Below are 25960 nucleotides of genomic sequence, written 5' to 3' on the forward strand. Positions count from 1 at the left end.
CTTTCCACAGCCACATTTTTCGACGCGACGCAAGGCAGGGCTAGGCCCTTGGACATCCGCGCCGGACTTGCAGCGCTTCCACTCGGGCACGCCGTGGGCGGTCGGGTTCCGGTGTACGCGGGCCCCGCCCTCAGTGAACACGAGCGTGGCTGGCCCAGCTTGCGCCAGGCCAGCCACCTGCCTCAATCTCAGCGACCACTCCCAGAACGTTCCAGCCCCGCCCAGAACGCACAATTGCTTTCCACAGCAGGATTCTTCGGCGCCACCCTGGGCAACCCCAGCTCCTGGACGTCCGCGTCGGACTTGAAGCGTTTCCAGTGCGGTGTCCCGTGGCCGTTGGGGTTTCCGGTGTGCGCGAACGTCGTCCAGTAGCGAACCATGGTCCTGGACAACGCTTCCTGCGCCGGGTTCAACGGGTTGCCGAACAGTCGGCCCCACAGGTAGTTCAGTTCGAAGGCGTGGGCGGCGCCCTCGTCGAAGCCTGGCCAGTCGAAGATGGCAGGCGCCGTCCGGTCGGTGAACTGATACGCGTAGACCGGCACCCCGGCCTTGAACAACTTGTAACTGTTCAAGTGGCTGCATGTGGACAGGGCTCCTGGCGTGTCCGTCTGCCACGTGGCCAGCGCGATGCTCGGGGTCGAGTAGTTGCCGACCGGGTATCTGGCCAGCACCTGGTCCGCGGCCGGACCAAACGTCTGCCTGGTGATCTGCTCGTACTGCTGCGCGGTCACGGGTTTGCCCGCACCGTCGTACGTCAACCCGACGAACAGGCGTGCTTCATCTAATGTGCTGCCCCACAACAACGGCACGTGGTGATACTTGCCCTGCTTGATCGCATCTGGCGGTTGCAACGGCAGTTCACGTCCACCGACCACCGGGGCACCACCTGGCCATGCGGTCAACAGGTCCTTGACCGGCTTGGCCCGCAGGCATGCCGTGTCCGTGCAGCCGACCTTCGACGAGAGCTCGGCTCCGGTCGCGTACGCCACCTCTGGTGTTGTCGTTTCCGCGTCACAGCTGAAGCTCTGCCCGATGGCCTTGTTGAACAGGCCCTTGGCCAATGGGGACACGATCATGTCGCAGACGCTCGCGGCACCCGCTGACTCACCGAAGATCGTGACGTTCCCTGGGTTTCCGCCGAACGCCGCCGCATTGCGCTTCACCCAGCGCAGTCCGGCCAGCTGGTCCTGGAAACCGTAGTTCCCCGACTGGTTTCCCGCCTCCTCGGTCAAGCCGGGCGTCGCCAGATAGCCCAATGGACCCAGCCTGTATGCGACCGTCACGACGATCACATTGCCTTGCGTGACAAGCTTGACCGGGTCGTATTGGGCCGCGGCACCGCTGGTGAAGCCACCGCCGTGGAACCACACCATCACGGGCAACGGCCGGTGCGTCCGTTTCGGCGTGGTGACGTTCAAGTACAGGCAATCCTCGTTGACCGACTCGGCCGGCCCGAAGCCGGGGAGCTGGGCGCAGAAGTCGCGCGGTTTGCTGGCGTCCAACGGATCCCGCCACCGCGCCGCCGGTTGCGGCTCGCGCCAGCGCAATGCCCCGACAGGCGGCGCGGCGAACGGAATTCCATGGAACGAGCGGACTTCGCCGGTCACGACGCCTTTGACCGGTCCCCGATCGGTGTGCACGAGTGTGGCTGGTGTGGCTTTAGCCGGGCTGGCCATCAACCCCAATAGACCAATCGTCGTGAGTACCAATCCTCGCCATTTCACCCTTACAGAGTGGCAGCGCCGACCAGTGCCCGCTTCACCCTTTGGTATGAGTCGGGTGCCGCTTAAGGCTGTAGTCCGGCCCAGAACGCGCAGTGGCTCTCTGTCGCCGGGTCTTTCGGCGCCACCCTGGACAAGCCGAGTTCCTGGACGTCCGCGTCGGACTCGTACCGCTTCCACTCGGGCACGTCACGACTGTTCGGGTTCCCGGTGTGCGCGAACGTCGTCCAGTAGCGGACCATGGTCTTGGACAACGGCTCCTGCGCCGGGTTCAACGGCGCACCGAAGACGTGGCCCCAGAGGTAGTTCAGCTCGGAGGCGTGCGACGCGCCCTCCTCGAAGCCTGGCCAGTCGATGGTCGCCGGCGCTGTCCGGTCGGTGAACTGGTACGCGTACACCGGCACCCCGGGCTTGAACAACTTGTAGCTGTTGACGTGGCTGCAGGTACTCACGAACCCTGGCTCGTCGGTCTGCCAGGCAGCCAACGCCATACTCGGCGTGGGGTAGGCACCGGCCGGGTAACGGGCCAGCACCTGATCCGCGACCGGTCCGAACCTGTCCCGTGTGATCTGCTCGTACTGCTGCGCGGTCACCGGCTTGCCGACGCCGTCGTAGTTCATGCCGACGAACAGCCGCATCTCGTCCAAATTGTTGCCCCACATGACTGGCACGTGGTTGTACTTGCCCTGTTTGATCGCGTCCTTCGGCTGCGAAGGAAGTTCACGGCCGCCGACGACCGGGTAGCTCTCCTTCCACGCGGCCAGCAGGTCCTTGACCGGCTTGGCCCGCAGGCACGCGGGATCCGTGCAGCCGATCCGGGAGGTGAACCCGGCGCCCGCCGTGTACGCCGCCTCCTGCGTGTACGTGTCGCCGGCACAGCTGTAGCTCTGCCCGATGGCCTTGTGGAACAGGCCCGTGGCCAATGGTGACGCGATCAAGGCGCACACGCTCGCGGCACCTGCCGACTCACCGAAGACCGTGACATTGTTGGGATTTCCGCCGAACATGGCCGCGTTGCGTTGTACCCAGCGCAATCCGGCCAGCTGGTCCTGGAAACCGTAGTTCCCGGACTGGTTTCCCGCCTCCTCGGTCAAGCCGGGCGTCGCCAGATAGCCCAACGGGCCCAGCCGGTATGCGACCGTCACCACGACAACGTCGCCTTGGCTGACCAGGTTGGCCGGGTTGTACTGGGTCGCGGCGCCGCTGATGAAGCCACCGCCGTGGAACCACACCATCACCGGCAACGGCCGGTTCGGTCGCTTGGGTGTGGTGACGTTGAGGTACAGACAGTCCTCATTGACCGATTCATCTGGCGTGAAAGCTGGTAACTGGGCGCATATTCCGCGTGGTTTGGTGGTATCCAAGGGGTCTTGCCAGCGTGCCGCGGGTTGTGGCTCGCGCCAGCGCAATGCGCCAACCGGCGGCGCGGCGAACGGAATCCCTTGGAACGAACGGACTTCACCCGTCACGGCGCCTTGGACAGGCCCGCGATCGGTGTGCACCAGAGTGACCGGGGCGGCGTTCGCCGAGCCGGCGACCAACCCCAGCAGTCCGATCGTCGTCAGTGCCAATGCTGACCATTTCACTCCCACACAATGACATTTCCCCGCCAGTGCGCGCCTCACACTTAGGGAGGACAGGTCATACACCGATGGTCGATCCGGGACGAACGATCATCAGCACGGTCACGATCACCCACAGCACGTTGAAGAGCCCGGTGTACATGGCCAGCCTGGCGTTTCTCGCCGGCGCGTCGAGCACCTCGGCCTGGGTCGGCAGGATGACCAAGCCGAGCACGGCGGCCGCGATCGCGGTCAGCACGATCGAAACGATCAACCAAGTCTCACCGAGGATGCCCATCGCGCTCGCGGTCATGAACCCGAACGTCGGCACCGCGACACCCACGACGGCGTAGACACGGCATATGCGGTTCAGGGTGGTGAGCGTCGCGACGTCACCTTTGCGTGCGACGGCCGGGAACATGCTGGCGGCCACCGTCACCGGGCCGATCGCGATGATTGCCGCGATGACGTGCACTGACAGGAAGAACTTGGTCACGGCGTGAAGCTAGCTACTCGGCACGCCCGGCAGAACTGGCGAGAAGGACAGGTATCAACAGATTCTCGCCATACTGTGTCCATGCACGTTGTGGCGATCCTCGCGCTCGACAAGGTCATCCCGTTCGACCTGGCCACGCCGATCGAGGTCTTCAGCCGCACGCCTGGCTACGAGGTCCGGGTGTGCGGCACCTCGACGGTCGACACCGGGACGTTCAAGCTGCAGCCCGCCTGGGGCCTCGACGGGCTGGCCGACGCGGACACGATCATGATTCCCGGCTGCGCGGACGCTCGTGCGCCCGTTCCCGCCGATGTGATCGAGGCATTGCGGTCAGCAGCCGCGGCCGGCACGCGGATCGCTTCGATCTGTGCCGGTGCGTTCGTCCTCGCCGCGACCGGGCTTCTCGACGGCAAACGCGCGACAACGCATTGGGTTGCCGCGAAAGCCTTCGCGGAGAGGTTCCCGGCCGTCGTCGTCGACCCGGATGTGCTCTATGTGGACAACGGGCAGTTCCTGACGTCAGCGGGTGCCGCGGCCGGGCTTGATCTTTGCCTGCACTTGATCCGGCGCGACCACGGCTCAGCGGCGGCGGCCGACGCCGCCCGGCTTTCGGTGATGCCGTTGGAACGTGAAGGCGGGCAGGCCCAGTTCATCGTGCACCCCCATCCGCCGACGCCACAGGGATCCGAGCTGGAACCCGTGTTGCGGTGGATGGAGGACAATGTGGACCGTGACCTGTCCCTTGAGGACATCGCCGGGCACGCCGGGATGAGCGCGCGGACGCTGAACCGCCGGTTCCGTGAGCAGATGGGCACGTCACCGTTGCAGTGGTTGCACCTGGCACGGGTCCGCCGGGCGCAGCACCTGCTCGAGTCCACGTCCGATCCGGTCGAGCTGATCGGCGCCCAGGTCGGTTTCGGCTCGCCGACTGCCTTCCGTGAACGCTTCAAACGCGTGGTCGGAACGACCCCGGCGGCTTACCGAGGAGCGTTCCGATCATCCGCGCAGCCAGCGGATCGTGTCTGACAGGGCTGCGGCGATCATGGATGCCGGGGCGGGCGCGCCATCAGCTGCGATGGTCCCAGCGTGGGCGTGGGCGTAGGCCGCGCATCCGGCAGCGAGCCACGGATCGATGCCCGCGGCAAGCAGTGCGCCGAGGATGCCGGACAGGACGTCACCCGAACCAGCCGTAGCCAACCACGCCGACGGAGACTGGTTGACCAGCACACGCCCGTCCGGAGCCGCGACGATTGTGTTGGAGCCCTTGAGAAGCACGACAGCGTTGACGCGCTTCGCGAGAGATTTCGCTGACGCGACACGGTCTTTGCCGAGCGGGGCGAGCCGGGCGAACTCCCTGTCGTGTGGCGTCAACACAACCGGGGTATCCGGGTCGCGGCGGTCCCACAACATTGGGTGCTCCGCGAGCAGGGTGATCCCGTCAGCGTCAACGCAGACCGGAACACCGACCCCGAGGACGTACTCCATCAGCTCACGGCCCGCGGTACCCGTGCCGATGCCTGGGCCGGCAACCCATGCCTGGACCCGGCCCGCGTCCTCGATCGCTCCCGTGGCAACGACTTCCGGCCACCGCTGGCTCACGACCTCAGCCGCGGTCCCGGCGTAGCGCACCATCCCGGACGTCGCGAGAACGGCACCGCTGGCGGACAGCACCGCGGCACCGGGGTAAGTCGCCGATCCGGCGGCGATGCCCGTGACTCCCTGGGTGTACTTGTCGTCCGTTGGTCCGGGAATCGGCCACGCGTCGGCGACATCGAAGCGATCGATGATCCCGAAATCCGGCTCGCCCAACGCTTCCCCGAGCCCGATGTCGAGCACACGGACCTCGCCGCACCTCGCGCTCAGCGCGTGCACCGGCTTGCGGCCGCCGAATGTGACGGTGATGGCCGCATCCACGCATGGGCCGTCCTCGGCGCCTGTGTCCGGATCGACTCCGCTCGGCAGGTCGATCGCGATGACGGGTGCGTCGATCTTGGCCACGAGCTCGGCCGCTTCCGGGCGCAACGGACCTTTCCCGGAAATGCCGACAATTCCGTCGACCACCACGTCCGCCGGGCCGGGTTCGGTGACGATCCGGCCACCGGCTCGTCGAAACGCCTTGAGCCCTTCCTCGTGGGCGCGCTCGGGTTTCAGCAGGATCGCGTCGACCGCGATACCCCGGCGGCGCAGGAAAGCGCCCGCCCAGAGCGCGTCGCCGCCGTTGTTACCGGCACCAACCAGCAGGAGGACTTTCCTGGGCCGCAGCTCGGCGGCGCAGACCGCGACCCCGAAGGCAGCCCGCCGCATCAGGGTCGGTTCCGGCACGGTCTTGAACAGCTGCTGCTCGGCGGCCTTGACCCGGCCCGTCGTCCACACTCCGCGCATATCAACAACCGTACGGCCACGGCGGTCAAGTCGCGGGATCGGGAATCGTTGCCAGTGACCTCAAGGCCGACCATCCGGTCAACGTGATGACCTGGAACTACACCCATGAGATCGAGTACCGCCGTGAGATCGACAAAACGACCCGGATCCACGAGTTCACCGAGACGGTCGAAGACCAAGGCTGGTGCTTCAGCCAGCCGCCGGAGCGTAAACAGGCATGGCTGACGACGTACACCCGCGCGTGCGCCGAGGACTTCCTAGCCCGAAGGGGCGCCAAAGCGGGCACGTTCATCGTGACCGTTTACCAGCAACGGCCGGACCGCAGGGTCCTGGTCATCGCCATCCGTATGAAATGGTCGCCCCGGCGTCTAGCCTGATCGCATGGAGCCTGACCGGATCCGCGCCGAAGAGCCGGCGAGCGAACGGCAACGGGCGCACAGCGCACCCGAGCCGGAAGCCAAGGCCAGTGGCGACGCTGTCCTCGCGGGCGGCAACCAGATGGTGGCGCGACTCATCGCGGGCGAGTCGGAGGGCCTGCCTGGCGGCAACGTCGCCGATCAGATCCGTGGCCGGCTCGGCGGCGGGAGCCCGTTGCCTGCTCAGCTGCGGACCCAGATGGAAAGCGGTCTCGGTCAGTCGCTGGGTGACGTCAGGCTGCACACGGACTCCGCGGCCGCCAATCTGTCGGACCAGCTGGGCGCGCGTGCGTTCACCACGGGCAAGGACGTCTTCTTCAACTCGGGCGTCTACAACCCGAGCACCTCCGAGGGCTATCACACGCTGGCCCACGAAGTGACGCACACGCTCCAGCAGTCCGCTGGGCCCGTCGCGGGTACGGAGGTCTCGCCCGGACTGTCCGTGAGCGACCCACACGACCATGACGAGCGTGCGGCACACGCGGCCGCCGACAGGCTGACGGCTGAGCGTCCTTCTCAACCGTGACGGAGTTGGCCAAGTCACGGGTGAGCGGGTGACCCGCGGGTGGATCGGATAACGTCGCCCCATGGCACGCGCCAAGCAACTGGCCCACGACCTGGCACTTCCCGGCCCGCACTCGGTGTTGCGCGGTGACCTTGGCCTGGTCGGGCAGCCCGGGGTGCTCTTCACGCCCACGTCAGGCCGTGATCTGCCGGCCGTCGCGTTCGGCCACGGGTGGCTGCAGCCACCGCTGCGCTACCGCGGCCTGATGCGTCACCTCGCGACGCACGGCATCGTCGTGGCCGCGCCGAGCACGCACGTGGGTCCACTTGGGTCGCACCGGCTGTTCGCGGCGGATCTGCGGACGGCTTTGCAGACGTGCGTCTCCGTGCAGCTGGGCGAAGGACAGGTCAGAGTTTCACCCGATCGGTTGGGGATCGCCGGGCACTGCTTCGGCGGCGGGAGCGCGGTGCTGGCCGCTGCCGAGGACCCACGGGTCCGCGCCGTGGCCACGTTGGCGGCCGCTGAGGCGCGGCCGTCCGCAGTGGAGGCCGCACGGCACTGCCGGATGCCAGGGCTGCACCTGACCGCCGGGCTGGACCTCGTCGCGCCGCCGGTCGGCAACGCCGAACTGATCGCCCGCGCGTGGGCCGGGCCGGTGCAGGTCCGTGAGCTGCCGAAAGCCGGGCACCTCGGGTTCACCGAGGGACGGCACTGGAGCCAGTTGCTGTTGGCGGGCAAGGGACAACGCAAGACCCAGCGGATTTCACGTGCGCTGCTGACCGCGTTCTTCCTCAAGCACCTGACCGGCACGAGCGCCTACGACGAACTGCTGGAGCACGACGTCAGGGGCGCCAAGATCCAGGAATCACCGGTTCTGCATCCAGGTGTTTGAGTAGTAGCCGGTTTCTTCGCCGTCGTCGGGCGGTGCGGGCCGGGGTGCGGTCCGACGGCTGAGCCACGGGTTCTTCTGCTCAGGCTCGGGTGGCTTGGCCGTGGCCTGCTCGGCGGCTTCCCGGCGCGCGACTTCCTCCTGGTACGCCTTGTTCGCGGCTTCGCCCTGCTGGTACTCCGCCATGGACTGCGCGACGCCCGCGCGGTGCCGTGCGGAGATCTCGGCGAACTGGGCGCGCATGGCGACGACGGCCGGGTCGGATTCGTCGATCATTTCTTGTCCTTCGGGCCGAATGCGCCGTACGGGTCGTCATCGCCGATCACCATGGGTACAGCCAGTTCCACGGCGTCGTCGAAAAGATCGCCCTGGGTACGCCACTTGCTCTGGCGTTCCTGGTCACCGCCCTGACCGCCGCCACCGCCCATCGGCATGCCAGCCATCGGCATGCCGCCAGCGGGAGGCGCGCCCGCCGGTGCGCCCGCGGGCGGTCCGGCAGGCCGTCCCTCCGGGGCGTCGTGTGCAGCGGGTGCCTGGATGCCGGCCATTGAGCCTGGTGGCAACGGTGATTGCGGGGTCGAGCCGCCGCTCGGCGCACCGCCGCCGCCTCCTCCACTGCCACCACCACCAGCACCGACGCCGCCACCTGGCGGAGGACCGCCGCCCATCGCGGGGTTCACGGGTTGCGGCGGTGGTGGAGGGGGTGGCGCGGCGGGTTCCTGGCGGCCGAAGTCCATCTCGTACCGCTTGCCGTCAACGGTGACGCCGACGCGATCGGCCGACTGCGAGTGGACGCTGATCTGCGGCGAGGGCTTGGCCGACGTCGACGATCCCGCGATCTTGCCGAACGGGTCGAGGTCGCCGGTGGCCTGGATACGTTTGAGCGCTTCGTTCAACGCGCTCCACGAGTTCGCGATCGCCGTCGTGGTCTCATCGATCAGCTTGCGCAGCGTCGAGATCGCGTTGAAGTAGCTGTCGCACATGGCGTCCAGCGCGTTGATGGTCTCGTTGCTCCACCACTGGCCGCCGGCACCGCCATGATTGAGGTCCACTGTGGACGGACGGGTCAGTTCCTCCACAGTGAACGGACGACCGAACGGCGGTCCGCCGGCCATCGCGACATCGAGCCGATCCGCTTGCTGGCGCCGGAGATCCACGCCCTCGGACAGGGTGAACTGCTTGACTTGGCCGCCCACCGCGGTTTTCAGCTCGGTGATCGCTTCTTTCGATGTGGTACGGGCAGAATCCAGTGCCGCCGCGAACTGGTTGAGCGTGTCCCGGTACTTCGTCGACGCCTTGCCCAGCTGGTCCAGTTTCTCCACCGCTGCCTCGGCCGCGGGCCCCGACCACGCGTCGGTCAGCCGGTTGCGGATCGAGTCCGCAGTCCCGCGCATCTCGTCAGTCGAGGCACGCAGGTTGCCGAACCGCTCGACGTCGCCGAGCATCGGGCCGAAGTCGATGCCGCCGAGGTCGTCGATCATCCGGTCGTCTTCGGCATTCCACGGCCGGGCCGCCCACCCACGGGCACCCATCTTGCTGGCCGGGTGGCCGTTCCAGCGTTGGTACAGCTCGCCGAACCGGCCAGTCCTAGTGGACAGGTTGTCCTTGAACCACTTGAACGTCTCGAGCAGTTCGGTCGTGGAGTCGATGTCCTTGGTGTTGACCGGTTTCAGCGGGGCGATGATGTCATCGGAGGTCATTGCCCGCGCTCCTGATCCGCGCCGCCACCTCGGCATCCGCCTCGACAGTCTTCTGCTGTGCCTTGGCCAACGCCTCCGCCAGCGCGTCCACCGTCGGCGTCGCCTTGTCCAACACAGCGCGCAGAGACTCGCGCAGCTGCGTGTACGACTCGCCGACGCCGGTGCGCGCCGCGATCACACCGAACTTGTCCGCGGTCAACCCGTTGTCGGCATGCGCGTACTCCCGCGCTGTGCCCAACGCGGCGCCGAACTCGGTCATCTCCTTGCTGATCGCGGTGACAAGCTCGTGGTTGACCTCAAGCCTGTCCTTGCGCCCTGTCATTCTTCGCCCCCAACGCTTTCAGCCCAGGAAGCTCAACGCAGCCAACTCTGGCCGGACATGTCGTCGTCGTCATCTTCCCGCGCCCGGCGCCTGCCGCCCGACTGAGCCTGCGGTTGCTGGCGAACGGGCGGAGCAGGCTCTTCGTCGTCGTCAAAGCTGCCGAACTTCATCACCGGTTCCGGTGCCGCCTCCCGGAACGCCTCCGCCTCCGGCACCGGATCCGGGATCGGCGGTGGCGGCGGGAAGCCCATCGGGGGTGTCGGCGTCGACCACGCGTCCTGCTTCGGCTGCTCGTCTTCGAACTCGCCGAAGGACAACACGGTCTCCCGCTGCGGCGCAGTCCACGGCGACGGCGCCTGTTCCTCCTGCGCCTGCCGCTTCTCTGCCTCAAGCCGCTCGTAGAACTCGCGGTTCTCCTCGGTCAACTGCCGGTGCTCTTCCTCGATCTTCTCGTTCTGCTCCCGGTACTCGATGGCGATCTCGTTGGCCGCCGACTCGAACCGTGCGGTCACGTCCTCGTAGGAGGCGAGGATGCGACGAACCTCAGGGTCGGAGTAGTCGATCTCGAACACGCGCGGACTCCTTACCTGACGTCTTCGTCGAGCACACCGGCGATCCGGGCCGGCTCGTTCTCGTCGGCGAACAGATCACCCGTCACCGACCACTGTCCGCCACTTCGCTCGGCATCGCCACCACCGGCACCGCCGGCGCCCATGCCACCCATCATCGGCATGCCGCCCATACCGGCCGCCTGGTTCGGGCTTGCTTGCTGGCCACCGTCATCGGGAATGGCTGCGAGCCCGGCTTCACCGGCCGCGGGCGCGACCTGGTTGAAGTCGTCGTCGCCGCCGGACAACAGGTCACCCTGCGTCGACCACGACGAGTCGCCGAATCCAGCGTCGCCGCCACCACCGAAGTCCGCTGCGACGGCCTGCGTGCTCGTGGTCTGCACCGGTTGGTCCGAGCCAGGCACCGACTGCAGCTGCTGCTCGTTGCCGGATCCACCACCGAATGAGGCCTCGGCCGTTCCCGCCGGCGCGCCCGCGCCGGCGAAGTCCTGCCGTGGCACGTCAGTCTCGAAGGAACCGCCGAAGCCTTGAGCCTGGGCGGCAGCGGCCTGACGTGCTTCAGCCACCGGCTGCCCGTCGAGCGTGGCCACCGCCGGCTCCGGCTTGTCCACCTGTGGGTTGGTCGGGTCGCTGTAGTCCAGCGTGTACGTCGTCGGTTCGCCGGTGCCGTCGTCCACGGTCAGCTTGACCACGTCCGGCTGGCCCGGCGGGTGCTCGGCGGTGATGGTGACGTTGCCGTCCTCCAGCACGATCTTGCCGTCGGGGCCTGGCGTCAACGTCTCCGGTGCGGGCGCGGGCAAGGTCTGCACCGGCTGGCCGTCGGGCCCAAGCACCGGCTGACCGTCCGGGCCCAGCTGCGGTTGGCCTGCCGTACCCGGAACACCCGCGCCTGGGGTGCCAGTACCCGGCGCGCCAGGCGTCCCGGCCGCGGTCGGCTGGCTGAAGTCCATGTCGTAGGTCTTCGGCTGGCCGGTGCCGTCGTCGACGGTCACCTTGACGTGACCCTCACTGTCCGGGCTGGTGACCGAGATCTTCTTGCCACCCTCCTCGATGGTGACGGTCTCGCCCGTGCCCGGGCCGGCCTTGCTGCCAGGGTCGGCCACCGGCTCGCCCGGCACGTCGCTCGGGTCGGTCGTACCGGGGTCGACTGCCTTCGGGTCGTCGGTCGACGGCGGAGGCGGAGGAGGTGGCGGAGGCGGAGTGCTGCCGGGACCACCGGTGTTGCCAGGACCGCCGGTGTTGCCTGGTCCGCCGGTGTCTCCGGGACCACCGGTGTTGCCCGGCTTGTCCTCCGGCTTCTTCTCCTCCGGCGGCTTCTTCTCCTCTGGCGGCGGGTCCTTCGGCTTGTCACCACCGCCCTTGGCGAGCTCGTCCAGCTTGGCGAACGGCTGGAACGGCAGGCCGCTTGAGGCGTTCAGCAGGTTCTGCAGGTGGCCGTCGATCGTCGTGTAGCACTCTTTGATCAACCGGCGGAAGTTCCCGACATTGGCGCTGTACTTCTCGCAGAAGTTGTCCAGCCTGCCTTTTTCCACATCGGAGTACCAGGTGGAAACGGGGCCGTAGTAAATGATCAGGCCCGGTGTCCGGCTCCGGGCGACTTCCAGGTTGTACGGAACTTGCTGCATGAGCGGGCCATCGGTGTGGCCGCTCTGCAACGACTCGTCGATCTCGTCGATGGCCTCGGCGAAGTGGTCGATGTCCACGTGTTCGTCGTTGGCCAGGTAGTTGTTGAAGAACTCGTTCGTGTCCCGGCTTGCGAAGTCGACAAGGCGCTGGATGCACTTCTTCGACTCGTTGGCGAATCCGGCCAGATGCGTGGCGAACCTGTTGACCGCGTCGGTGTACTGCGTGCCGGCCGTCTTCAGCGCGTTTATCTTGTCGATCGCGGTCTGGCCGTTCTGGTCCTGCCAGTAGTCCCCGGTGAGGCTGGCGGTGGCGGTCAGCTGTGCGTTGACCGACTCGGACACGAACTTGCCCGTGTTGGTCAGCCGCATCGCGGATTCCAGGATCGGCCCGAACTCGATCGCCTTGAGCTTCTCGAGCATCTCGCCTTCCGGCTGGTCCTTGTGATCGCCCCAGCAGGGCTCCTTCATGAACCGGTTGCCCGAGACCTGGTGGTGCTGCCAGCGCTTGTAGAGCTCCCCGTTGCCGCTGCCGCTGGACAGTTCCTTGTTCCAGCGGGCGATCGCGTCGTCGATCATCTTGCGCGCGGTCGTCTGATCGACGTCCGGTTCGATCAGGATGCGGCCGGCGTCGTCCTGTACAGGCTGCGGCATCTCGTCACACCGCCTGGTTCTTGAAGGACTGTTGGTTCTTCTGCTCGGTCTGCGTCGTCACGCCCAGGGTCTGCTGCAGCGCGGTGACGATCGATGCGGCGTACTGCTGGGCAGTGGTCACCGACGCGGACAACTGGTCGAGAGCCGACCGGGAGAAGTTACCCGCGGACGCGGCGTTGTTCGTCTGGCCGAAGTGGTTGGGCTGGAGCTTGGCGTTCTTGACGTACGTGGCCATCGTGCTGAGCCCGATACTGATGTCCTGCATCAGGGGGACGACCGTCTTCAGCCCCTCTGGGTCCATCTTGATATCGGCTTTGCCTTCTGGCATGGCTCCCCCTTACTCCACTTCGACAACGTTCTCGACTTCGACGCGCGGGGAGCGCGATCGGTGCCATCGTCTTTCGTCCGGTAAGGAATGTACCCAGGTCACCCAGGTGGCGACGGGTGAACGGCGCTATTGCCGCCAGTTCGGCGGCGGTGGCTGCTGGGGTGGCGGACCATAGCCGGGAGGCGGTGGACCGTACCCGGGTGGTGGCGGTCCGGGCGGCCCGAATGCGGGCGGGCCGGGTGGCCCTGGCGGAGGAGGACCGGGCGGACCGGACTGCTCGGCTGCCTTGGTCACCACCGGCAGCAGCGACAGCACCAGCACTGCGATGGCGAATAGTCCCTGTAGCAGGGGAAGGCCGTCTTCGAGCAGGTCGAACCACTGGTTGAAACCGGGCGGGCTGCCGACGAACGGCACGCGGAAGAAGGACAGCGCGAAAAGGAGTGTGCCCAGGCCGCCCGACACCGTCAGGAGAATGGCGCCCGCGCGCGCTCGGTTCATCAGCATGATTCCGCCGACCAGCGCCAGGATGGCGGTCACCACCCTGAGGGCGAACGCGATGATGCCGCCGCTGAAGCCCTGTGCGATGCCGACGAGCAGGCCGTACACGATCGCCAGGATGCCGAGCGTGACCACGATTCCCGGCAAGGGCGGTTTGCGTGGCCCCATGACTGGCTGGCCCCACCCTGGCGGGGGTTGCTGCCAGCCCTGGTTCGGGGGCGGGCCGTAGCTCATCGGATTACCTCCACGTCGGGGGCCGCTGCTGATATCCCGGCGGTTGTGGAGGGTAACCAGGAGGCTGCGGACCAGGTGGACCTGGGCGCGGCATGGGTTGTGAGCCCGTCAGCGCCTGTGTGGTCTGCGGGATGAGCGAGAACACCAGGACCGCGATCGCCAGCACGAGGCGCAGCAGGTCCATCCAGTCGTCCTCGAGCTCGAGGTTGATCCGGTAGCCCAGGTTGAGCCGCACGTTGGCCAGCTCACGCACCACACCGAGCACTGTCAGCAGCAGCACGAGGCCACTGGAGACGGCAAGCAGGATCGCGCCCGCGCGCTGCCGGGTGAAGACCATGATTCCGCCGGCGATGGCGACGAGCGCGGGTATCAGAGAAAGAACGTTGGCGCCAAGGACACAGGCGACACCAAGCAGGAGGCCCAGAATTCCGAGCGTCACCAGATTTCCGGGCAACGGCGGCTTTTGCGGCCCGAAGGGACCAGGAGGTGGCGGCTGGTGCCAGTGCTGGTTCGGGGGCGGACCGTACGTCACGCGCTGAGCGTAACCACTCCGCCCCCGTCCCGAAGGGCAATCAGGAGACTGCCGAGACCACTCCGGCCAGGCGGTTCGCCGCGGCCTCCGCAGCTGCTTCGCTGGTCGCCTCGACCATCACCCGGACGAGTTGCTCGGTGCCCGACGGACGCAGCAGCACCCGGCCGGACTCGCCCAGCTCCGCCTCGACCTCGGCGACCGCGTCGTTGACCGACGAGGCCTGCGCGACCGCGGCCTTGTCGGCGACCTTGACGTTCACGAGCACCTGCGGCAGGCGCTGCATCACGCCGGCCAGCTCGGCCAGCGACTTGCCGGTCGCGGCGACGCGGGCCATCACCCCCATCGCGGTGAGCAGGCCGTCGCCGGTGGTCGCGTGGCTCGGCAGCAGGACGTGCCCGGACTGCTCGCCACCCAGCGAGTACCCGCCGTTGCGCAACTCCTCCAGCACGTAGCGGTCGCCGACAGCCGTGGTGCGAATCGTCACACCGGCGGCGCGCATCGCGAGGTGCAGCCCCAGGTTGCTCATCACCGTGGCGACCAGGGTGTTCTCCACGAGCTCACCACGGTCCTTCATCGCCAACGCGAGCACGGCCATGATCTGGTCGCCGTCCACCAGGTTGCCCTGAGCGTCCACCATCAGGCAGCGGTCAGCGTCGCCGTCGTGCGCGATTCCCATGTCCGCGCCCTCAGCGACGACGGCCTCGCGCAGCGTGTCGATGTGTGTCGAACCGCACTTGTCGTTGATGTTCTCGCCGTCCGGCAACGCGTGGATCGCGATCACGTCGGCGCCCGCCTCACGGTAGGCACGCGGTGCGGCGGCCCAAGCAGCGCCGTTCGCGCAGTCCACCACGACCTTCAGGCCGTCGAGCCGCTGCGGCGTCGCGGCCAGCAAGTGCTCGATGTAGCGGTCAAGGGCGTCCGGCACCGTGTAGATCCGGCCGACACCGGCACCGGTCGGCCGCTGGACCTTCGCGTCGAGCCCGGCTTCGATCTCGTCCTCGACGTCGTCCGGCAGCTTGTGGCCGCCCGCGGCGAAGAGCTTGATCCCGTTGTCCGGCATGGGATTGTGCGACGCGGAGATCATCACGCCAAGGTCGGCGCCGAGGTTGTCGACTAGATAGGCCACCCCAGGCGTCGGCATGACGTCCACCTGCAGCACGTCCGCACCCGCCGACGCGAGGCCCGCGGCGACCGCTGCCTGCAGCATCTCGCCGCTGGCCCTCGGGTCACGCCCGACCACCGCGACCGGGCGGTGCGAACGGTCGTGCTCGGCCAGCACTCGGGCCGCGGAGGCAGAGACCGCCATGGCCAGTTCCGGTGTCAGGTCGACGTTCGCAAGCCCACGCACGCCGTCGGTGCCGAACAACCGGCTCAATGCAACCTCCCTGAAGAGCAGAACGGGAGCAGCAGAGAAAACCTGCTGCTCCCGTTTGCGGGCTGAAAAACGTCAGCGCTTGCTGTACTGAGGCGCCTTGCGGGCCTTCTTCAGGCCGTACTTCTTGCGCTCCTTCACCCGCGGGTCACGGGTCAGGAAGCCGGCCTTCTTCAGCGCCGGGCGGTCCTCGGCGTCCAGCTCGATCAGCGCACGGGCGATCGCCAGGCGCAGCGCACCGGCCTGGCCGGTGATGCCGCCGCCACGGAGGTTGGCGCGCACGTCGAAGAGCTCGGGCTTGTCCACAGTGACCAGAGGCTCACGGATGAGCTGCTGGTGCACCTTGTTCGGGAAGTAGTCCTCGAGGCTCTTGCCGTTCAGCTTGAACTGGCCGGTGCCAGGGGTCAGCCGAACGCGGACCACGGCCTCCTTGCGGCGGCCGACGGTCTGAGCGACCTCGCCAGGGGCGGGGACACGCACGACCGGAGCAGGCGCCGGAGCTTCCTCGGTGGCCTCGGTGGCCTCAGTGACCTCGACGGCCTCAGGCTGGTCGAGCTCGGGGGCGTCGACGGCGTCGACGTTCTCGGCGGTCAGGTTCTCTTCACTCACTGGGCAACCTTGGTGATCTCGAAGGGCGTCGGCTGCTGCGCCGTGTGCGGGTGCTCAGGGCCGGCGTAGACCTTGAGCTTCTTGCCCTGGGCACGGCCGAGCTTGTTCTTCGGCAGCATGCCCTTGACGACCTTCTCGACGAGCCGGTCGGGGCGGGTGTCCAGCAGTTCGCCGAAGGACTTCTTGGTGAGTCCGCCGGGGTAACCGCTGTGCCGATAGGCGAAAGCCTGATCCCGCTTGCTGCCGGTGAGGACAACCTTCTCGGCGTTCACGATGACGACGAAGTCACCAGTGTCCACATGCGGGGCGTAGGTCGGCTTGTGCTTGCCGCGCAGCAGGGTTGCGACCTGCGTGGCAAGGCGGCCGAGTACCACGTTCTCGGCATCGATCACGTGCCAGGCGCGGGCCACCTCGCCGGGCTTCGGGCTGTACGTGGGCACGGGTCTACCTCATCGTCAAAACTTGCGTCTGGGTACCTGTGCGGGCCGAACCCACGGCAGGTCGGACCCACCAAGGGCGCGAGTAGTCACACGCCGCGCCGCACAACAACGATAGAAGATACCTGGTGCGCTCCCGGAGGGTCAAAACGCCCCCTCTTAACGCGACCGGACGGCCGGGCCTGCGCCCCTGCGATAGCCTCCCGATCTGGGACTTCACTCCAGGGGGACGTGATGCGCGTAACCAGGTTGGCACTCGCCGCGGTGGCACTCGTCGCCGGGTGCGGCCAGTCCGTGGCCGGTTCACCGGTGGCGAATCCGGCGGACGCCAAAGCGGCGGGTGAGCGGTTGTACAACCAGGGTGTCTCGGCGATCCAGACCTACGTCAAGGACGCGACCGACTTCCGTGGCACGGTCTACCGGTACGGCGTGATCAAGGACAAGCGGTCCGGCTCCGAGGTGAACGTCAGCATGAGGGGCGACCCGCCCGCACTGATCACCAAGATCAAGTCCACGTCGCACCCCGGCTTCGACTACGACCTCTACCGCCCGGCCGATGGCGACCGCGAGTACATCCGGCTGGGTCCCGGCTACGCCAAGCTCGCGCCGACTCCGTGGGTCTCCGGACCGGCCAACCCGGTTTCCGGATTCGCCTGTGCCATCTCCGGTCTGCAGACGCTGTGCAAGCTCGTCGACGCGATGGACCAGTCCACCAAGGGTGGCGGGGTCAGTCCACAAGGCACACGGCTGGCCGACGGCGGAACCGAAGTGCGGACCGGGATCACGTTGAAGGCGTTCATCGACAACTCGGTCATCCCGATCCCCGCGGACATCACCGCCCTGGTCGAACCGGAGATGATGGGCCGGACCTTCCCCACCAAGATCGTCGTGAACGCCGACGGGACGCTGCGCACGGTCGAGGTCAAGGGCGAGGTTCCCGGCAAGGGCGGCAAAGTTCAGCTCGAAGTCGGCTACGAGGCACGCGGCCGCTCCGCCGCCGACGACTTCCCACCGTTGCCCGCGGCCGACCAGACCACCGCGTTGGCGGACAAGGCCGCTTCCGACGATTTCTGGGCCCGGCTCGGCGCGCTCCGCGGCTGAAGTCCCGCGACAAAGAAAAGGACCCCGGTCACCCGGGGTCCCTCGTCGTTTCGGGCGGCTCAGCCCCAGAGACGCTTCACGCCGCTCTCGGTCTCGAAGTAGTCGGCGGCGGCCTGGGTGGTCGCGGCACCGATCTGGGCCAGGACCTGGTTCAGGTCGTTCTGCGCCGTGTTCCAGGACTGCTGCGTCGCGTCCCACGCGTCGCGGGCCGCACCCTTGTAGGCCTCGGCCAGCGGAGCCAGCTGGCTGCGCAGGGTGTCCAGCTCGCCGTCCATCTTGGCGGCAGTGCCCTTGATCTGCGCACCGGCGGCCTCGACAGCAGCGAATTCGACCTTAATCCGACCGTCTGGCATTTCTGGTTCCTCCCAATGAGAAAGTCTGGCTCAAGCGAATGAAGTGAGAAGTTCTGACAGAAGCGAGCGATCCGCGCGACGGATCAGAAGGTGAAGCCACCCTCGGCCTTGCTGAAGGTCTGCTGCGCGGCCTCTTCCTGGTGGCCGTACATCTTGGCCGACGAGGCGAGGCTCTCGCTGATGGTCTGCAGGTCCTGCAGGATCTTGTCAGCGGCGGTGTTGAACCGGGCGACCAGCGAGTGGAACGCCTGTGCTGCCGCGCCTTCCCAGGCACCCTCGAGCTGCGCCAGCTGGTTGCGCAAGTGGGTGATGTGGCCCTGCTGCGCCTCACGGACGTTGGCAGCGTCCACGGAAGCCTTGTGCAGCATGTCCGGCGTAATTTCAACGGCGCCATTCGGCATTGGGAGTTACCCCCTTCTTGAAGTTCTGGTCGGTACGTTCTTTGTTCGTACAACCCTTCCGACGCAGACCCTGCCAGCTCCGGTTCCACCCTGTCCGCAGAAGTTTCGAGGTAGTTGCTCTAGTAAACGCCAGACTGCGGAACCGGGGTTTATCGATGCGAATGCGAATGCCGAAAAACCCCGATCGACCTGCGGTTATGCCGATTGGACCGCTAGTCGCGGGTCATGATTTGCTCTTGTGAAAAGTCGTCGTCTTCGTCACTCGTCTGGGGAACCGGCGGCGCATCGGGCGCTTCCCGGCTCTCGATTCGCAACCGCGCGGTGAGCTCACGGGCCTCGGCCGCGGCCCGGCGCGCGCGGCTCACCGCGTCGTCGACCTCGCCGGAGAACTTGGCCATCGCCTCGTCGAAGCTCTGCGACATCAGTTCACCTTCATCGTGCGGACCACTTGGTCGCAGGCAGCCATCACCCGGTCGCGGCCGGCCGGCGTGTACTCGCACCCGATGCTGACCTGGGCGCGCTTCTCGAACAGCACGAACCACTCCACGGTCGCGTTGTCGACCTGCTGGCGGTAGGAGACCACGGCCCGGTCGGCGAACCGGCCGTTTTCGTTCAGATCGGACAGTCTCAGGTTGGTGGACTGCTGGTACTTCTGCCGCAGCCCGCCGACCGCACGTTCCCGTTCGGCCGCCGGGTCGAAGGCCAGCGCCAGCTCCTGGACGATGATCGTGTCGAGGCCTTGTTCCGCGCCTTCCGGTTTCACCCGGACCTCGCGGTAGGTCGTGTCCGCCGCGACCTGCTTCCAGTCCTGCGGCATCGTGAACTCGTAGTCGAACTGGGCGATCGTGCGGCCGGGTGGAGCCGCGGGCGGGGTCGCCCCGCCTGATGTCAGGACAAGAACCACAACCACCACCGCGGCGATGACCGCTGCCGCCGCACCACCGAGGATCCACGGTTTCTTACTGCCGCGTTTCGGCGGCGAGGGCGGCGGAACGAACTGCTGCGGCGGCGGGGGTGCCATCGGGCGCGGTGGCTGCACGGGCGGCACCCGGACCGTCTGGATCTGGTGAACCTGCTGGACCTGAGGCACTTCGCCGGGCACGGCCTTCAGCGCGCCACGGGCCACGACCGTCTCCGGCTGGTCGAGAGTGGTCGGGATGATCCCGATCCGCTCGTGCACCAGCCGCGCCACCATCGGGATCCGGCTTGAGCCACCGACCAGGAAAACCTGGTTGGGCTGGACACCGGACTCACGGATCGCGGCGGCGGTCAGCTCGACGGCCCGCCCCAGCGGGGCCGTGATCAACTGCTCGAGGTCGTTCCTGGTCACGTGCGCGTCGGCGAACGGAACCGGCATCGGTACGTCGGTGTACGTGTGCCGGGAGAGGGTTTCCTTGGCGCCCTGGACATCCTGCGAGACGACCCGTCTGCGCCTGCGGTCGGCGAGCTCACGGCCTTCGATCAGCGACCGCCACGCGTCCGGGTCCGTGTTGGACACCAGGCGGCCGACGTGTTGCAGCAGCGCCTGATCGACGTCCGCGCCACCGAAGGACGGGTCGCCTTTCGTTGCCAGCACTCGGAATCCGTGGCCTGGGTTGCCCGCGCGGCTGACCACGCTCACGTCCACAGTGCCGCCACCGATGTCCAGCACAGCGATCGTGTCGGCCTGCCCTGACAGGTTCTCGGCGTGGAACACCGCAGCCGCGACTGGTTCCGGCACAAGGGAAATGCGCTCGGACAGACCGTTGGCGGCCTGGCGGAGCACCCGGGTGCGGATACCGCCCCAGTCGGCCGGGTGCGTCAACACCAATTGGTCCACCCGGGCACCACCGGCGAACCGGCGTGCTTCCTGGACGGCACGGGTGAGTACCGCGCGGATCGCTTCCCTGACAGGGACCACGCTGTTGCCGAGCAGCAGCTCTGGTTCGTCGATCCGGCGTTTGGGGTTGGGCTCGTAGCGCGACGGGTCGACCGCGGCCTGACGTTCGGCCTCCAGTCCGACGAACAACGTGCCGTCGGGCGACGCGTACACCGCCGAGGACAGCACCGGACGCCCGTCCATCGCGACGACCTGCGGTTCGCGGCCGTTGTGCGACACGGCGACACACGTGCTGGACGTCCCGAAGTCCACGGCGACGCGCAGCGTCATCTACCCAGTCACCCCCGGAGAACTCGAAGCTTGTTCGAATCGTAGGGGGTGCCTGCCTTGTCGCTGATCGCGTGGGCGCAAACGCTTGCCGCTGGTCAGTCGAGCAGGCCCGCGTCATGCACCAGCAGCGCGATCTGCACCCGGTTGTTCAGCTCCATTTTCGTCAACACGCTGGAGACGTGCGTCTTGACCGTCGGCACGCTCAGGTACAGCGTCGCCGCGATCTCCGCGTTCGACTTGCCCTGGCCGACCGCCACCGCCACCTCCCGCTCCCGATCTGACAACAGGTCAAGCCGGTCACGGGCCTGAGCGCGGCGCCGGTCCTCACCGGTCTCGGCGACCCGGTCGATCAGCCGCCTGGTCACCCCCGGGGACAGCACCGGATTGCCCTGGACCACCCGGCGGACCGCCTCGACGATTTCCCCCGGCGGGGTGTCCTTCAACAGGAACCCCGCCGCACCCGCGCGCAATGCCCGCAGTACGTGGGCATCCGCGTCGAAGGTGGTCAGGATGATCACCTCGGGCGCGTCGGGACGCGCCCGCAGCACCTCGGTCGCCGACAGCCCGTCCATCCCGGGCATCCGGATGTCCATCAGCACGACGTCCGGCGCGTGCGTGTCGACCAACGGCAGCACTTCGGTGCCGTCTTTCCCTTCGCCGACAACGGCGATATCGGGTGCGCCGCCGAACATCATGACAAGGCCCGCACGGACCAACGCGTCGTCATCGACGATCAGGACAGAGGTCGTCACGCAGGCCACGGTAGCCATGCCCGCAAACGCCATCCGTCGGTGGTCGGTCCGTGCTCCAGTCGTCCTTCGGCGAGTGCCACGCGTTCCGCCAACCCCTTCAGGCCCTGGCTGTCGGTTTCCGACGGCACCGGTTCGTTGAGCGTGTTGAACACCTCGACTGTGATGCCCTCGCCTTGTCCACCGGTCAGCGATACCCGGACCGGCTGGCCGTGCGCGTGTTTGCGGGCGTTGGTCAGTCCTTCTTGGACGATCCGGTAGCTGGTCCGGCCGACCAGGTCCGGTACCGGCCTGGGCAGCTGCTGGTGCAGCCGCACCGTCATCCCGGCCCGGCGCGACTCGTTGATCAAGGTGTTGATGTCGGCGAACGTCGGCTGCGGCAACTCCCCGACCGGTGCCCTCAGCACCCCGATGACCTCACGCAGGTCCTGCAGGGCCTGGTGTGCGCTTTCCCTGATCACCTTGGCCGCTCTGGCGATGTCCTCGGTGGCCGCGGCCGGGTTGTACTCGAGGGCGCCCGCGTGCACGCTCAGCAACGAAAGCCGGTGGCCGAGCACGTCGTGCATCTCCCTGGCGATCTCTTCCCTGACTTGGTGCGCACGCAACTGCGCCTCGGTCTCGGCCCGATCGGCCCGGTCCTTCAACGAGATGATCAGCTGACGGCGGTGGTGGATGAACAGGCCCCAGCCGACCGCCGCGCCCTGGAGCATCAGTGCCCAGACGATCGTCCCCCATGGCCCACCCGGATCAGGACGGACGATCACGAAGATCCCCGCGGCCGCCATGCTCACCCCGAACACCGGCAACGAGACCTTCGGCGGCCGGTGCACCGCGACGGTGAACAGCGAGACGATCATCGCGCCCGCGCTCAGCTCGGAGATCGTCCCGACAGCCAGCAGGGTCAGGCACACCTGGACCGGCCAGCGCTTGCGGATCCAGATCGTGCCGCACGCGAGCAGGCCGAGGATCTGGTCGACGTCGAAGAGCCACCGCGGGTCCGGCATCGGCGCGTTGCCGTTCAACCGATCCGCCGCCGCGAGCAATCCGATCAGCGCCGCGAACAAGAACAGCATGGTGTCCACGAGCCAGTCACGGACGCGGCGACGCTTCATATTTCCGGGACTGTACGCGGGAAGAAGAGCGGAGCCGGAAACTTGATACTTTGGTCGGAGGAATCCGGTTCCTCCGGCCGATCCGCCACCGGCCTGCTGATTCGTAGCTTTGACGACCATGCGGAAGGCCATCTCGTTCCTGGGTGTCGTGCTGCTGCTGATCGGGATCAGCGGCACCATCGACCACCTGTTCTACCAGCCGTTCTTCGGGTTCATCCTGAATTCGGTGAACCGCTGGGTGATCCCGAACATCGACTTCCTGGCCGGCTACGAGCTCTACGCCAACCTCACTGTCGCGGCCGTCGGAGCGGCGCTGGTGATCGGCGCGTACCGGTCCAACTGACGAGGTGCCCCCACGGCCGGGGGCACCGTCCTCTCAGGACTGAGGTTCGCCCTTGTTGCGGCGGATGGCGTGCATCACGAACAACGTCAGCAGCAGTATCACCACGCCACCGCCCGCGCCGATGAGCGCGATGGTCATCGCCGTCCAGTCCTTCGGCGGGATCGGCGGCATGCTCGCCGGCATGTTCTCCGCTTTGTCGTTGGGGATCTGGTATTCCGCGGGCACCATCGCGGTCAGCGCGGCGATCGGGTTGATCATCCCGTAGCCGACCAGGTTGTCCCGGCCGCCCGGGGCCGCTGGGTGCTGCGCGGTCATCTTGATCCGGTTCATCACCTGCCGCGCGGACAGCTGCGGGAACCGCTCACGGATCAACGCCGCGAGCCCCGCGACGTACGGCGCCGCGAAGCTGGTGCCCTGGATCTCGGTCTTCTGCTGGCCCTGGAACGTCTGGTTCGCCAGCGTCCCGCCCGGGTCCAGCGAGATGATCTCCGTGCCCGGCGCGGCCACGCTCACCCACGGTCCCTGCACGCTGAACGGTGCCAGGTTGCCCTTGCGGTTCACCGCGGCCACCGAGATCACGTCGTCGGCGAACCACGGCGGCGTCACGATGTGCGTCGGGTTCTTCGGGTCTGGCCCGTTGCGCGGGTCCGTGCAGATCGGGCCCTGGTTGCCGGCCGACGCCACGACGACCTTGCCCTGGTCGACCGCGTGCCGCAGGGCTCGTTGCAGATCCCGCTCCGGCTCGGACATCGCGAAGGACGCCAGCCTGCAGTTGTCCACCGACATGTTGATCACGGTGACGTCCTGCCGGTTCGCCGCGTGGACGACCGCCTGCGCCAGCGTGTTCAGGTCACCCGCGGTCTGCTCGCCCGGGTTGGGCTTTTCCTGAGTCGGTGCGGGTGTGCCCTTGTAGAGCTCGCTGGACTGCCGGATGGCCAGGATCTTCGCGTCCGGCGCCACCCCGGTGAAGCCGATCTTGGTCAGATCTGGGCTGCGCGCCGCGATGATGCCTGCGACCTCGGTGCCGTGCCCGTCGCAGTCGTCGAAGGAATTGGAGTTCTTGCTTACGTAGTCAGCGCCCTTGAGCACGCGGCCGTTGAAGTACGGGTGATCGCCGCGCACGCCGGTGTCGATCACCGCGACCACTTGGTTCTTGCCAGTGGCGAACTTGTGCGCTTCCTCGATCCGCAGCTGCTGTTGCCCCCACGGCTTGTTGGGCAGCACCACGTTGCCGTCGTTCAACGAGCCCATGCACTGGCCCTTGAGCGAATATTCGACGTTGGTCGGCGGCGCCTGGGTGTCGCGCACCACGGGCCGGCTCAGGTTGACCTTCTCGGGTACCGGGCCTGAGGCGTTTTGCTGGGCATGGGCGGGGTTGGCCGCCAGGAAACCCGCGGCGGCCACCACCGACGCGATCTTCGTCGTTGTCCTGGCCATCAGATCTTGAAGTTCAAGTGCCGCAACGTCGAGTACAGGTCCATCACGGCGAGTGCCAGCGGCAGCACGGCCGCGATGCAGATCGCCTCGAAGATCTCCACACCACGGCGCAGCGGCGGGGAGAACTTCTGCTCGGGGAAGATCACGCCGAGCACCAGCGCGCCGGCCGCGATCAGCAGCAGCGCGCCGAACACCCACAGCAGACGGTCGAACGCACTGGCCACGACCAGCCACCCGATCAGCACACCCGCAGCAGACAGCATGCCGGTCGCGAGCAAGGCGACTGCCTGGCTGCCGTTGGCGTACGTCCGGCCGCGCAGCAGCAGCACGAGCGTGACCACGATGGCGGTGATGATGCCCCAGACGCCCGGGGCCGTCGCGCTGATCATCGCGGAGATCGCGGCCACGATCCCGCTACCGACGATCATGCCGGTCATGTACTCGTGCGCCAGGCCCGCGCGCCGCTCGATCGAGCGGTAGTCCGGCATGGCCGTGTCTTCTTTGAGGTCTTCCGCACTGCCCGGCACGTTCGGCAGCGGCAGTTTGGCCAGTTGGATCGTCAGCCTCGGCAACATCGAGATGCCTGCGAGCGCGGCGGCGGCCGTGCCCGCGGCGATGCCCGGAGCCGGGTGGTCGATCAGCGTGCCGACGGTGAACGCCAGGATGCCGAACACCGAAGCCGTTCCGGCCGCGACGAACGTGGTCACGCCCGCACCGATCACCATGATCGACGCCGAGGCCACGATGCCCATCAGGGCCGAGCCGAGCAGGAAGTTCGCCGCGCCGAGACTGTCCGGCACGATGTACATGCCGCTCACGAACGCCATCGGCAGACCGCCGGCCGCCGCGATCAGCACGCCCGCGGTCGACGCCTGGTAGGCCCGCGCGACCACGGCACCGGCGGCCACCGCGAGCACCGCGGTCGCACCGGCCGCGATCGCCGCGGCGAGCTGGGAGCCGCCTTGGACGGGGCCGCCCAGGAACACCGCGACAGCCGCGATGACCAACGCGAGCGCGCCCGCGACGTAGCCGATGCGGTTGGCCGTCTGCTTGGTCCACGGCCGGAAGCTGTCCGGGCTCGACTCCGCGATCGCGTCGACCACGTCGTCGTACAGTGGTGGCGGCGGGTTCTCGTTGCGCTTGCGCAGCTGCAACATGTCGCCGTCGACGATGCCCAACGAACCCAGCGTGCGGCTTGGCTCCAGCGGGCTGTCGCCCAGCTTCGCCAGGCACCACCCGCCGTGGCGGGCGCCGCCGTCCGGTGTTTTCTCGTTGGCCATGTCCAGCAGCATCGGCAGCAGATCAGCCACTGATACGTCAGCGGGAAGTGCGACGTCGATGCGCGTTCTCGGCGCGACGACAGTCACCCTGCTGAACACCGTCGTACCGGTAGCCACGCCTGCCCCCTTCGAGCTTCTGCGGAATGTCCGCCTGACCCTATGCCTCTCGCCCACTTGGCCGGGTACT

The 25960-nt window shown here is 67.5% G+C and carries 29 protein-coding genes; 6 read left to right on the forward strand and 23 right to left on the reverse strand.

Going from position 1 to position 25960, the window contains the following annotated elements; genetic code table 11:
- Window positions 1-188: 188 nt before the first annotated feature.
- The 3 genes from B9C43_RS12445 to B9C43_RS12455 all read right to left on the reverse strand — a co-directional run bounded on the left by B9C43_RS12445 (window position 189) and on the right by B9C43_RS12455 (window position 3779).
- Window positions 189-1676, reverse strand: coding sequence for a carboxylesterase/lipase family protein (locus tag B9C43_RS12445; RefSeq protein ID WP_084426279.1), 1488 nt, complete (start codon window positions 1674-1676; stop codon window positions 189-191).
- Between the two features lie 110 nt (window positions 1677-1786).
- A complete protein-coding gene (locus tag B9C43_RS12450; RefSeq protein WP_160096495.1) occupies window positions 1787-3307 on the reverse strand; it encodes a carboxylesterase/lipase family protein in 1521 nt (506 codons plus the stop codon).
- Between the two features lie 55 nt (window positions 3308-3362).
- The gene (locus tag B9C43_RS12455) at window positions 3363-3779 is read right to left on the reverse strand and encodes a hypothetical protein (protein WP_084426283.1); all 417 of its coding nucleotides are present in this window, start codon (window positions 3777-3779) and stop codon (window positions 3363-3365) included.
- Between the two features lie 81 nt (window positions 3780-3860).
- On the opposite strand from B9C43_RS12455, the gene B9C43_RS12460 reads away from it, so the two are divergent.
- Complete coding sequence (locus B9C43_RS12460) at window positions 3861-4805, forward strand: GlxA family transcriptional regulator (protein WP_084426285.1); 945 nt, start codon at window positions 3861-3863, stop codon at window positions 4803-4805.
- On the opposite strand, the gene B9C43_RS12465 is transcribed toward B9C43_RS12460, so the two are convergent.
- Complete coding sequence (locus B9C43_RS12465; RefSeq protein ID WP_084426287.1) at window positions 4776-6161, reverse strand: NAD(P)H-hydrate dehydratase; 1386 nt, start codon at window positions 6159-6161, stop codon at window positions 4776-4778. The genes B9C43_RS12460 and B9C43_RS12465 overlap by 30 nt on opposite strands.
- Before the next feature lie 86 nt (window positions 6162-6247).
- On the opposite strand from B9C43_RS12465, the gene B9C43_RS12470 reads away from it, so the two are divergent.
- From B9C43_RS12470 to B9C43_RS12480, 3 genes are all read left to right on the forward strand, one after another.
- Entirely contained in the window at window positions 6248-6538 is a 291-nt protein-coding gene (locus B9C43_RS12470) for a hypothetical protein (protein ID WP_084426289.1), read from the forward strand.
- 4 nt (window positions 6539-6542) lie between these two features.
- The gene (locus tag B9C43_RS12475; protein ID WP_033384114.1) at window positions 6543-7103 is read left to right on the forward strand and encodes an eCIS core domain-containing protein; all 561 of its coding nucleotides are present in this window, start codon (window positions 6543-6545) and stop codon (window positions 7101-7103) included.
- Window positions 7104-7164: 61 nt separating this feature from the next.
- Window positions 7165-7974, forward strand: a complete 810-nt coding sequence (locus B9C43_RS12480; RefSeq protein WP_084426291.1) for a dienelactone hydrolase family protein — start codon at window positions 7165-7167, stop codon at window positions 7972-7974.
- On the opposite strand, the gene B9C43_RS12485 is transcribed toward B9C43_RS12480, so the two are convergent.
- The 11 genes from B9C43_RS12485 to rplM form a co-directional block, all read right to left on the reverse strand.
- Window positions 7948-8247, reverse strand: a complete 300-nt coding sequence (locus B9C43_RS12485; protein ID WP_033384117.1) for a hypothetical protein — start codon at window positions 8245-8247, stop codon at window positions 7948-7950. The genes B9C43_RS12480 and B9C43_RS12485 overlap by 27 nt on opposite strands.
- Complete coding sequence (locus B9C43_RS12490; RefSeq protein WP_084426293.1) at window positions 8244-9671, reverse strand: WXG100 family type VII secretion target; 1428 nt, start codon at window positions 9669-9671, stop codon at window positions 8244-8246. Before B9C43_RS12490 ends, B9C43_RS12485 begins: the two co-directional genes overlap by 4 nt.
- A complete protein-coding gene (locus B9C43_RS12495) occupies window positions 9658-9993 on the reverse strand; it encodes a hypothetical protein (RefSeq protein WP_084426295.1) in 336 nt (111 codons plus the stop codon). Before B9C43_RS12495 ends, B9C43_RS12490 begins: the two co-directional genes overlap by 14 nt.
- Before the next feature lie 32 nt (window positions 9994-10025).
- The gene (locus B9C43_RS12500; RefSeq protein WP_033384127.1) at window positions 10026-10565 is read right to left on the reverse strand and encodes a hypothetical protein; all 540 of its coding nucleotides are present in this window, start codon (window positions 10563-10565) and stop codon (window positions 10026-10028) included.
- Between the two features lie 11 nt (window positions 10566-10576).
- Window positions 10577-12838, reverse strand: coding sequence for a hypothetical protein (locus B9C43_RS12505; RefSeq protein WP_084426297.1), 2262 nt, complete (start codon window positions 12836-12838; stop codon window positions 10577-10579).
- A gap of 4 nt (window positions 12839-12842) precedes the next feature.
- The gene (locus tag B9C43_RS12510) at window positions 12843-13166 is read right to left on the reverse strand and encodes a hypothetical protein (RefSeq protein ID WP_033384131.1); all 324 of its coding nucleotides are present in this window, start codon (window positions 13164-13166) and stop codon (window positions 12843-12845) included.
- 126 nt (window positions 13167-13292) lie between these two features.
- Window positions 13293-13898 carry a hypothetical protein gene (locus B9C43_RS55530; protein ID WP_143446299.1) on the reverse strand — a complete coding sequence of 202 codons (606 nt, stop codon included), beginning with the start codon at window positions 13896-13898 and terminating at the stop codon, window positions 13293-13295.
- A 4-nt stretch (window positions 13899-13902) separates the two neighbouring features.
- Window positions 13903-14430, reverse strand: coding sequence for a hypothetical protein (locus tag B9C43_RS12520; protein ID WP_033384132.1), 528 nt, complete (start codon window positions 14428-14430; stop codon window positions 13903-13905).
- Between the two features lie 40 nt (window positions 14431-14470).
- Entirely contained in the window at window positions 14471-15805 is a 1335-nt protein-coding gene (gene glmM, locus B9C43_RS12525) for a phosphoglucosamine mutase (protein WP_084426301.1), read from the reverse strand.
- Between the two features lie 72 nt (window positions 15806-15877).
- A complete protein-coding gene (rpsI, locus tag B9C43_RS12530; protein WP_035880214.1) occupies window positions 15878-16411 on the reverse strand; it encodes a 30S ribosomal protein S9 in 534 nt (177 codons plus the stop codon).
- A complete protein-coding gene (rplM, locus tag B9C43_RS12535; RefSeq protein WP_033384134.1) occupies window positions 16408-16851 on the reverse strand; it encodes a 50S ribosomal protein L13 in 444 nt (147 codons plus the stop codon). Before rplM ends, rpsI begins: the two co-directional genes overlap by 4 nt.
- A gap of 231 nt (window positions 16852-17082) precedes the next feature.
- Between rplM and B9C43_RS12540 the strand changes: the two genes are divergently transcribed.
- A complete protein-coding gene (locus B9C43_RS12540) occupies window positions 17083-17949 on the forward strand; it encodes a hypothetical protein (protein WP_084426303.1) in 867 nt (288 codons plus the stop codon).
- 59 nt (window positions 17950-18008) lie between these two features.
- Here the strand turns inward: B9C43_RS12540 and B9C43_RS12545 are convergent, their stop codons facing one another.
- From B9C43_RS12545 to B9C43_RS12570, 6 genes are all read right to left on the reverse strand, one after another.
- Window positions 18009-18302 carry a WXG100 family type VII secretion target gene (locus B9C43_RS12545; protein WP_033384136.1) on the reverse strand — a complete coding sequence of 98 codons (294 nt, stop codon included), beginning with the start codon at window positions 18300-18302 and terminating at the stop codon, window positions 18009-18011.
- An 83-nt stretch (window positions 18303-18385) separates the two neighbouring features.
- Window positions 18386-18703 (reverse strand): WXG100 family type VII secretion target, encoded by a 318-nt coding sequence (locus B9C43_RS12550; protein WP_084426305.1) that lies wholly within the window; start codon window positions 18701-18703, stop codon window positions 18386-18388.
- Between the two features lie 212 nt (window positions 18704-18915).
- Entirely contained in the window at window positions 18916-19125 is a 210-nt protein-coding gene (locus B9C43_RS12555; protein WP_084426307.1) for a hypothetical protein, read from the reverse strand.
- Window positions 19125-20852 (reverse strand): type VII secretion-associated protein, encoded by a 1728-nt coding sequence (locus B9C43_RS12560; protein ID WP_084426310.1) that lies wholly within the window; start codon window positions 20850-20852, stop codon window positions 19125-19127. Before B9C43_RS12560 ends, B9C43_RS12555 begins: the two co-directional genes overlap by 1 nt.
- Before the next feature lie 95 nt (window positions 20853-20947).
- On the reverse strand, window positions 20948-21622 hold the full coding sequence (locus B9C43_RS12565) for a response regulator transcription factor (protein WP_033384150.1): 675 nt from the start codon (window positions 21620-21622) through the stop codon (window positions 20948-20950).
- Window positions 21601-22713, reverse strand: coding sequence for a sensor histidine kinase (locus tag B9C43_RS12570; RefSeq protein WP_084426312.1), 1113 nt, complete (start codon window positions 22711-22713; stop codon window positions 21601-21603). Before B9C43_RS12570 ends, B9C43_RS12565 begins: the two co-directional genes overlap by 22 nt.
- Window positions 22714-22831: 118 nt before the next feature.
- Between B9C43_RS12570 and B9C43_RS12575 the strand changes: the two genes are divergently transcribed.
- The gene (locus tag B9C43_RS12575) at window positions 22832-23056 is read left to right on the forward strand and encodes a hypothetical protein (protein WP_033384142.1); all 225 of its coding nucleotides are present in this window, start codon (window positions 22832-22834) and stop codon (window positions 23054-23056) included.
- 33 nt (window positions 23057-23089) lie between these two features.
- On the opposite strand, the gene mycP is transcribed toward B9C43_RS12575, so the two are convergent.
- Together mycP and eccD are read right to left on the reverse strand one after the other, a co-directional pair.
- Window positions 23090-24493, reverse strand: coding sequence for a type VII secretion-associated serine protease mycosin (gene mycP, locus B9C43_RS12580; protein ID WP_084426314.1), 1404 nt, complete (start codon window positions 24491-24493; stop codon window positions 23090-23092).
- On the reverse strand, window positions 24493-25890 hold the full coding sequence (gene eccD / locus B9C43_RS12585; protein WP_084426316.1) for a type VII secretion integral membrane protein EccD: 1398 nt from the start codon (window positions 25888-25890) through the stop codon (window positions 24493-24495). Before eccD ends, mycP begins: the two co-directional genes overlap by 1 nt.
- Window positions 25891-25960: the final 70 nt, after the last annotated feature.

Origin of the sequence: Kibdelosporangium aridum, assembly GCF_900176515.1 — a bacterium.
GTDB lineage: Bacteria > Actinomycetota > Actinomycetes > Mycobacteriales > Pseudonocardiaceae > Kibdelosporangium > Kibdelosporangium aridum.

Excerpts from the sequence above, each read along its gene's own strand:
- B9C43_RS12445 (WP_084426279.1), bottom strand. The coding sequence starts at position 1,676 with ATGGCCAGCCCGGCTAAAGCCACACCAGCCACACTCGTGCACACCGAT.
- B9C43_RS12560 (WP_084426310.1), bottom strand. The coding sequence starts at position 20,852 with ATGACGCTGCGCGTCGCCGTGGACTTCGGGACGTCCAGCACGTGTGTC.
- B9C43_RS12475 (WP_033384114.1), top strand. The coding sequence starts at position 6,543 with ATGGAGCCTGACCGGATCCGCGCCGAAGAGCCGGCGAGCGAACGGCAA.
- B9C43_RS12555 (WP_084426307.1), bottom strand. The coding sequence starts at position 19,125 with ATGTCGCAGAGCTTCGACGAGGCGATGGCCAAGTTCTCCGGCGAGGTC.
- B9C43_RS12495 (WP_084426295.1), bottom strand. The coding sequence starts at position 9,993 with ATGACAGGGCGCAAGGACAGGCTTGAGGTCAACCACGAGCTTGTCACC.
- B9C43_RS55530 (WP_143446299.1), bottom strand. The coding sequence starts at position 13,898 with ATGAGCTACGGCCCGCCCCCGAACCAGGGCTGGCAGCAACCCCCGCCA.
- B9C43_RS12485 (WP_033384117.1), bottom strand. The coding sequence starts at position 8,247 with ATGATCGACGAATCCGACCCGGCCGTCGTCGCCATGCGCGCCCAGTTC.
- B9C43_RS12570 (WP_084426312.1), bottom strand. The coding sequence starts at position 22,713 with ATGAAGCGTCGCCGCGTCCGTGACTGGCTCGTGGACACCATGCTGTTC.
- mycP (WP_084426314.1), bottom strand. The coding sequence starts at position 24,493 with ATGGCCAGGACAACGACGAAGATCGCGTCGGTGGTGGCCGCCGCGGGT.
- B9C43_RS12540 (WP_084426303.1), top strand. The coding sequence starts at position 17,083 with ATGCGCGTAACCAGGTTGGCACTCGCCGCGGTGGCACTCGTCGCCGGG.
- B9C43_RS12470 (WP_084426289.1), top strand. The coding sequence starts at position 6,248 with ATGACCTGGAACTACACCCATGAGATCGAGTACCGCCGTGAGATCGAC.
- B9C43_RS12550 (WP_084426305.1), bottom strand. The coding sequence starts at position 18,703 with ATGCCGAATGGCGCCGTTGAAATTACGCCGGACATGCTGCACAAGGCT.
- B9C43_RS12490 (WP_084426293.1), bottom strand. The coding sequence starts at position 9,671 with ATGACCTCCGATGACATCATCGCCCCGCTGAAACCGGTCAACACCAAG.
- B9C43_RS12465 (WP_084426287.1), bottom strand. The coding sequence starts at position 6,161 with ATGCGCGGAGTGTGGACGACGGGCCGGGTCAAGGCCGCCGAGCAGCAG.
- B9C43_RS12505 (WP_084426297.1), bottom strand. The coding sequence starts at position 12,838 with ATGCCGCAGCCTGTACAGGACGACGCCGGCCGCATCCTGATCGAACCG.
- B9C43_RS12565 (WP_033384150.1), bottom strand. The coding sequence starts at position 21,622 with ATGGCTACCGTGGCCTGCGTGACGACCTCTGTCCTGATCGTCGATGAC.
- B9C43_RS12575 (WP_033384142.1), top strand. The coding sequence starts at position 22,832 with ATGCGGAAGGCCATCTCGTTCCTGGGTGTCGTGCTGCTGCTGATCGGG.
- B9C43_RS12460 (WP_084426285.1), top strand. The coding sequence starts at position 3,861 with ATGCACGTTGTGGCGATCCTCGCGCTCGACAAGGTCATCCCGTTCGAC.
- B9C43_RS12510 (WP_033384131.1), bottom strand. The coding sequence starts at position 13,166 with ATGCCAGAAGGCAAAGCCGATATCAAGATGGACCCAGAGGGGCTGAAG.
- B9C43_RS12480 (WP_084426291.1), top strand. The coding sequence starts at position 7,165 with ATGGCACGCGCCAAGCAACTGGCCCACGACCTGGCACTTCCCGGCCCG.
- B9C43_RS12545 (WP_033384136.1), bottom strand. The coding sequence starts at position 18,302 with ATGCCAGACGGTCGGATTAAGGTCGAATTCGCTGCTGTCGAGGCCGCC.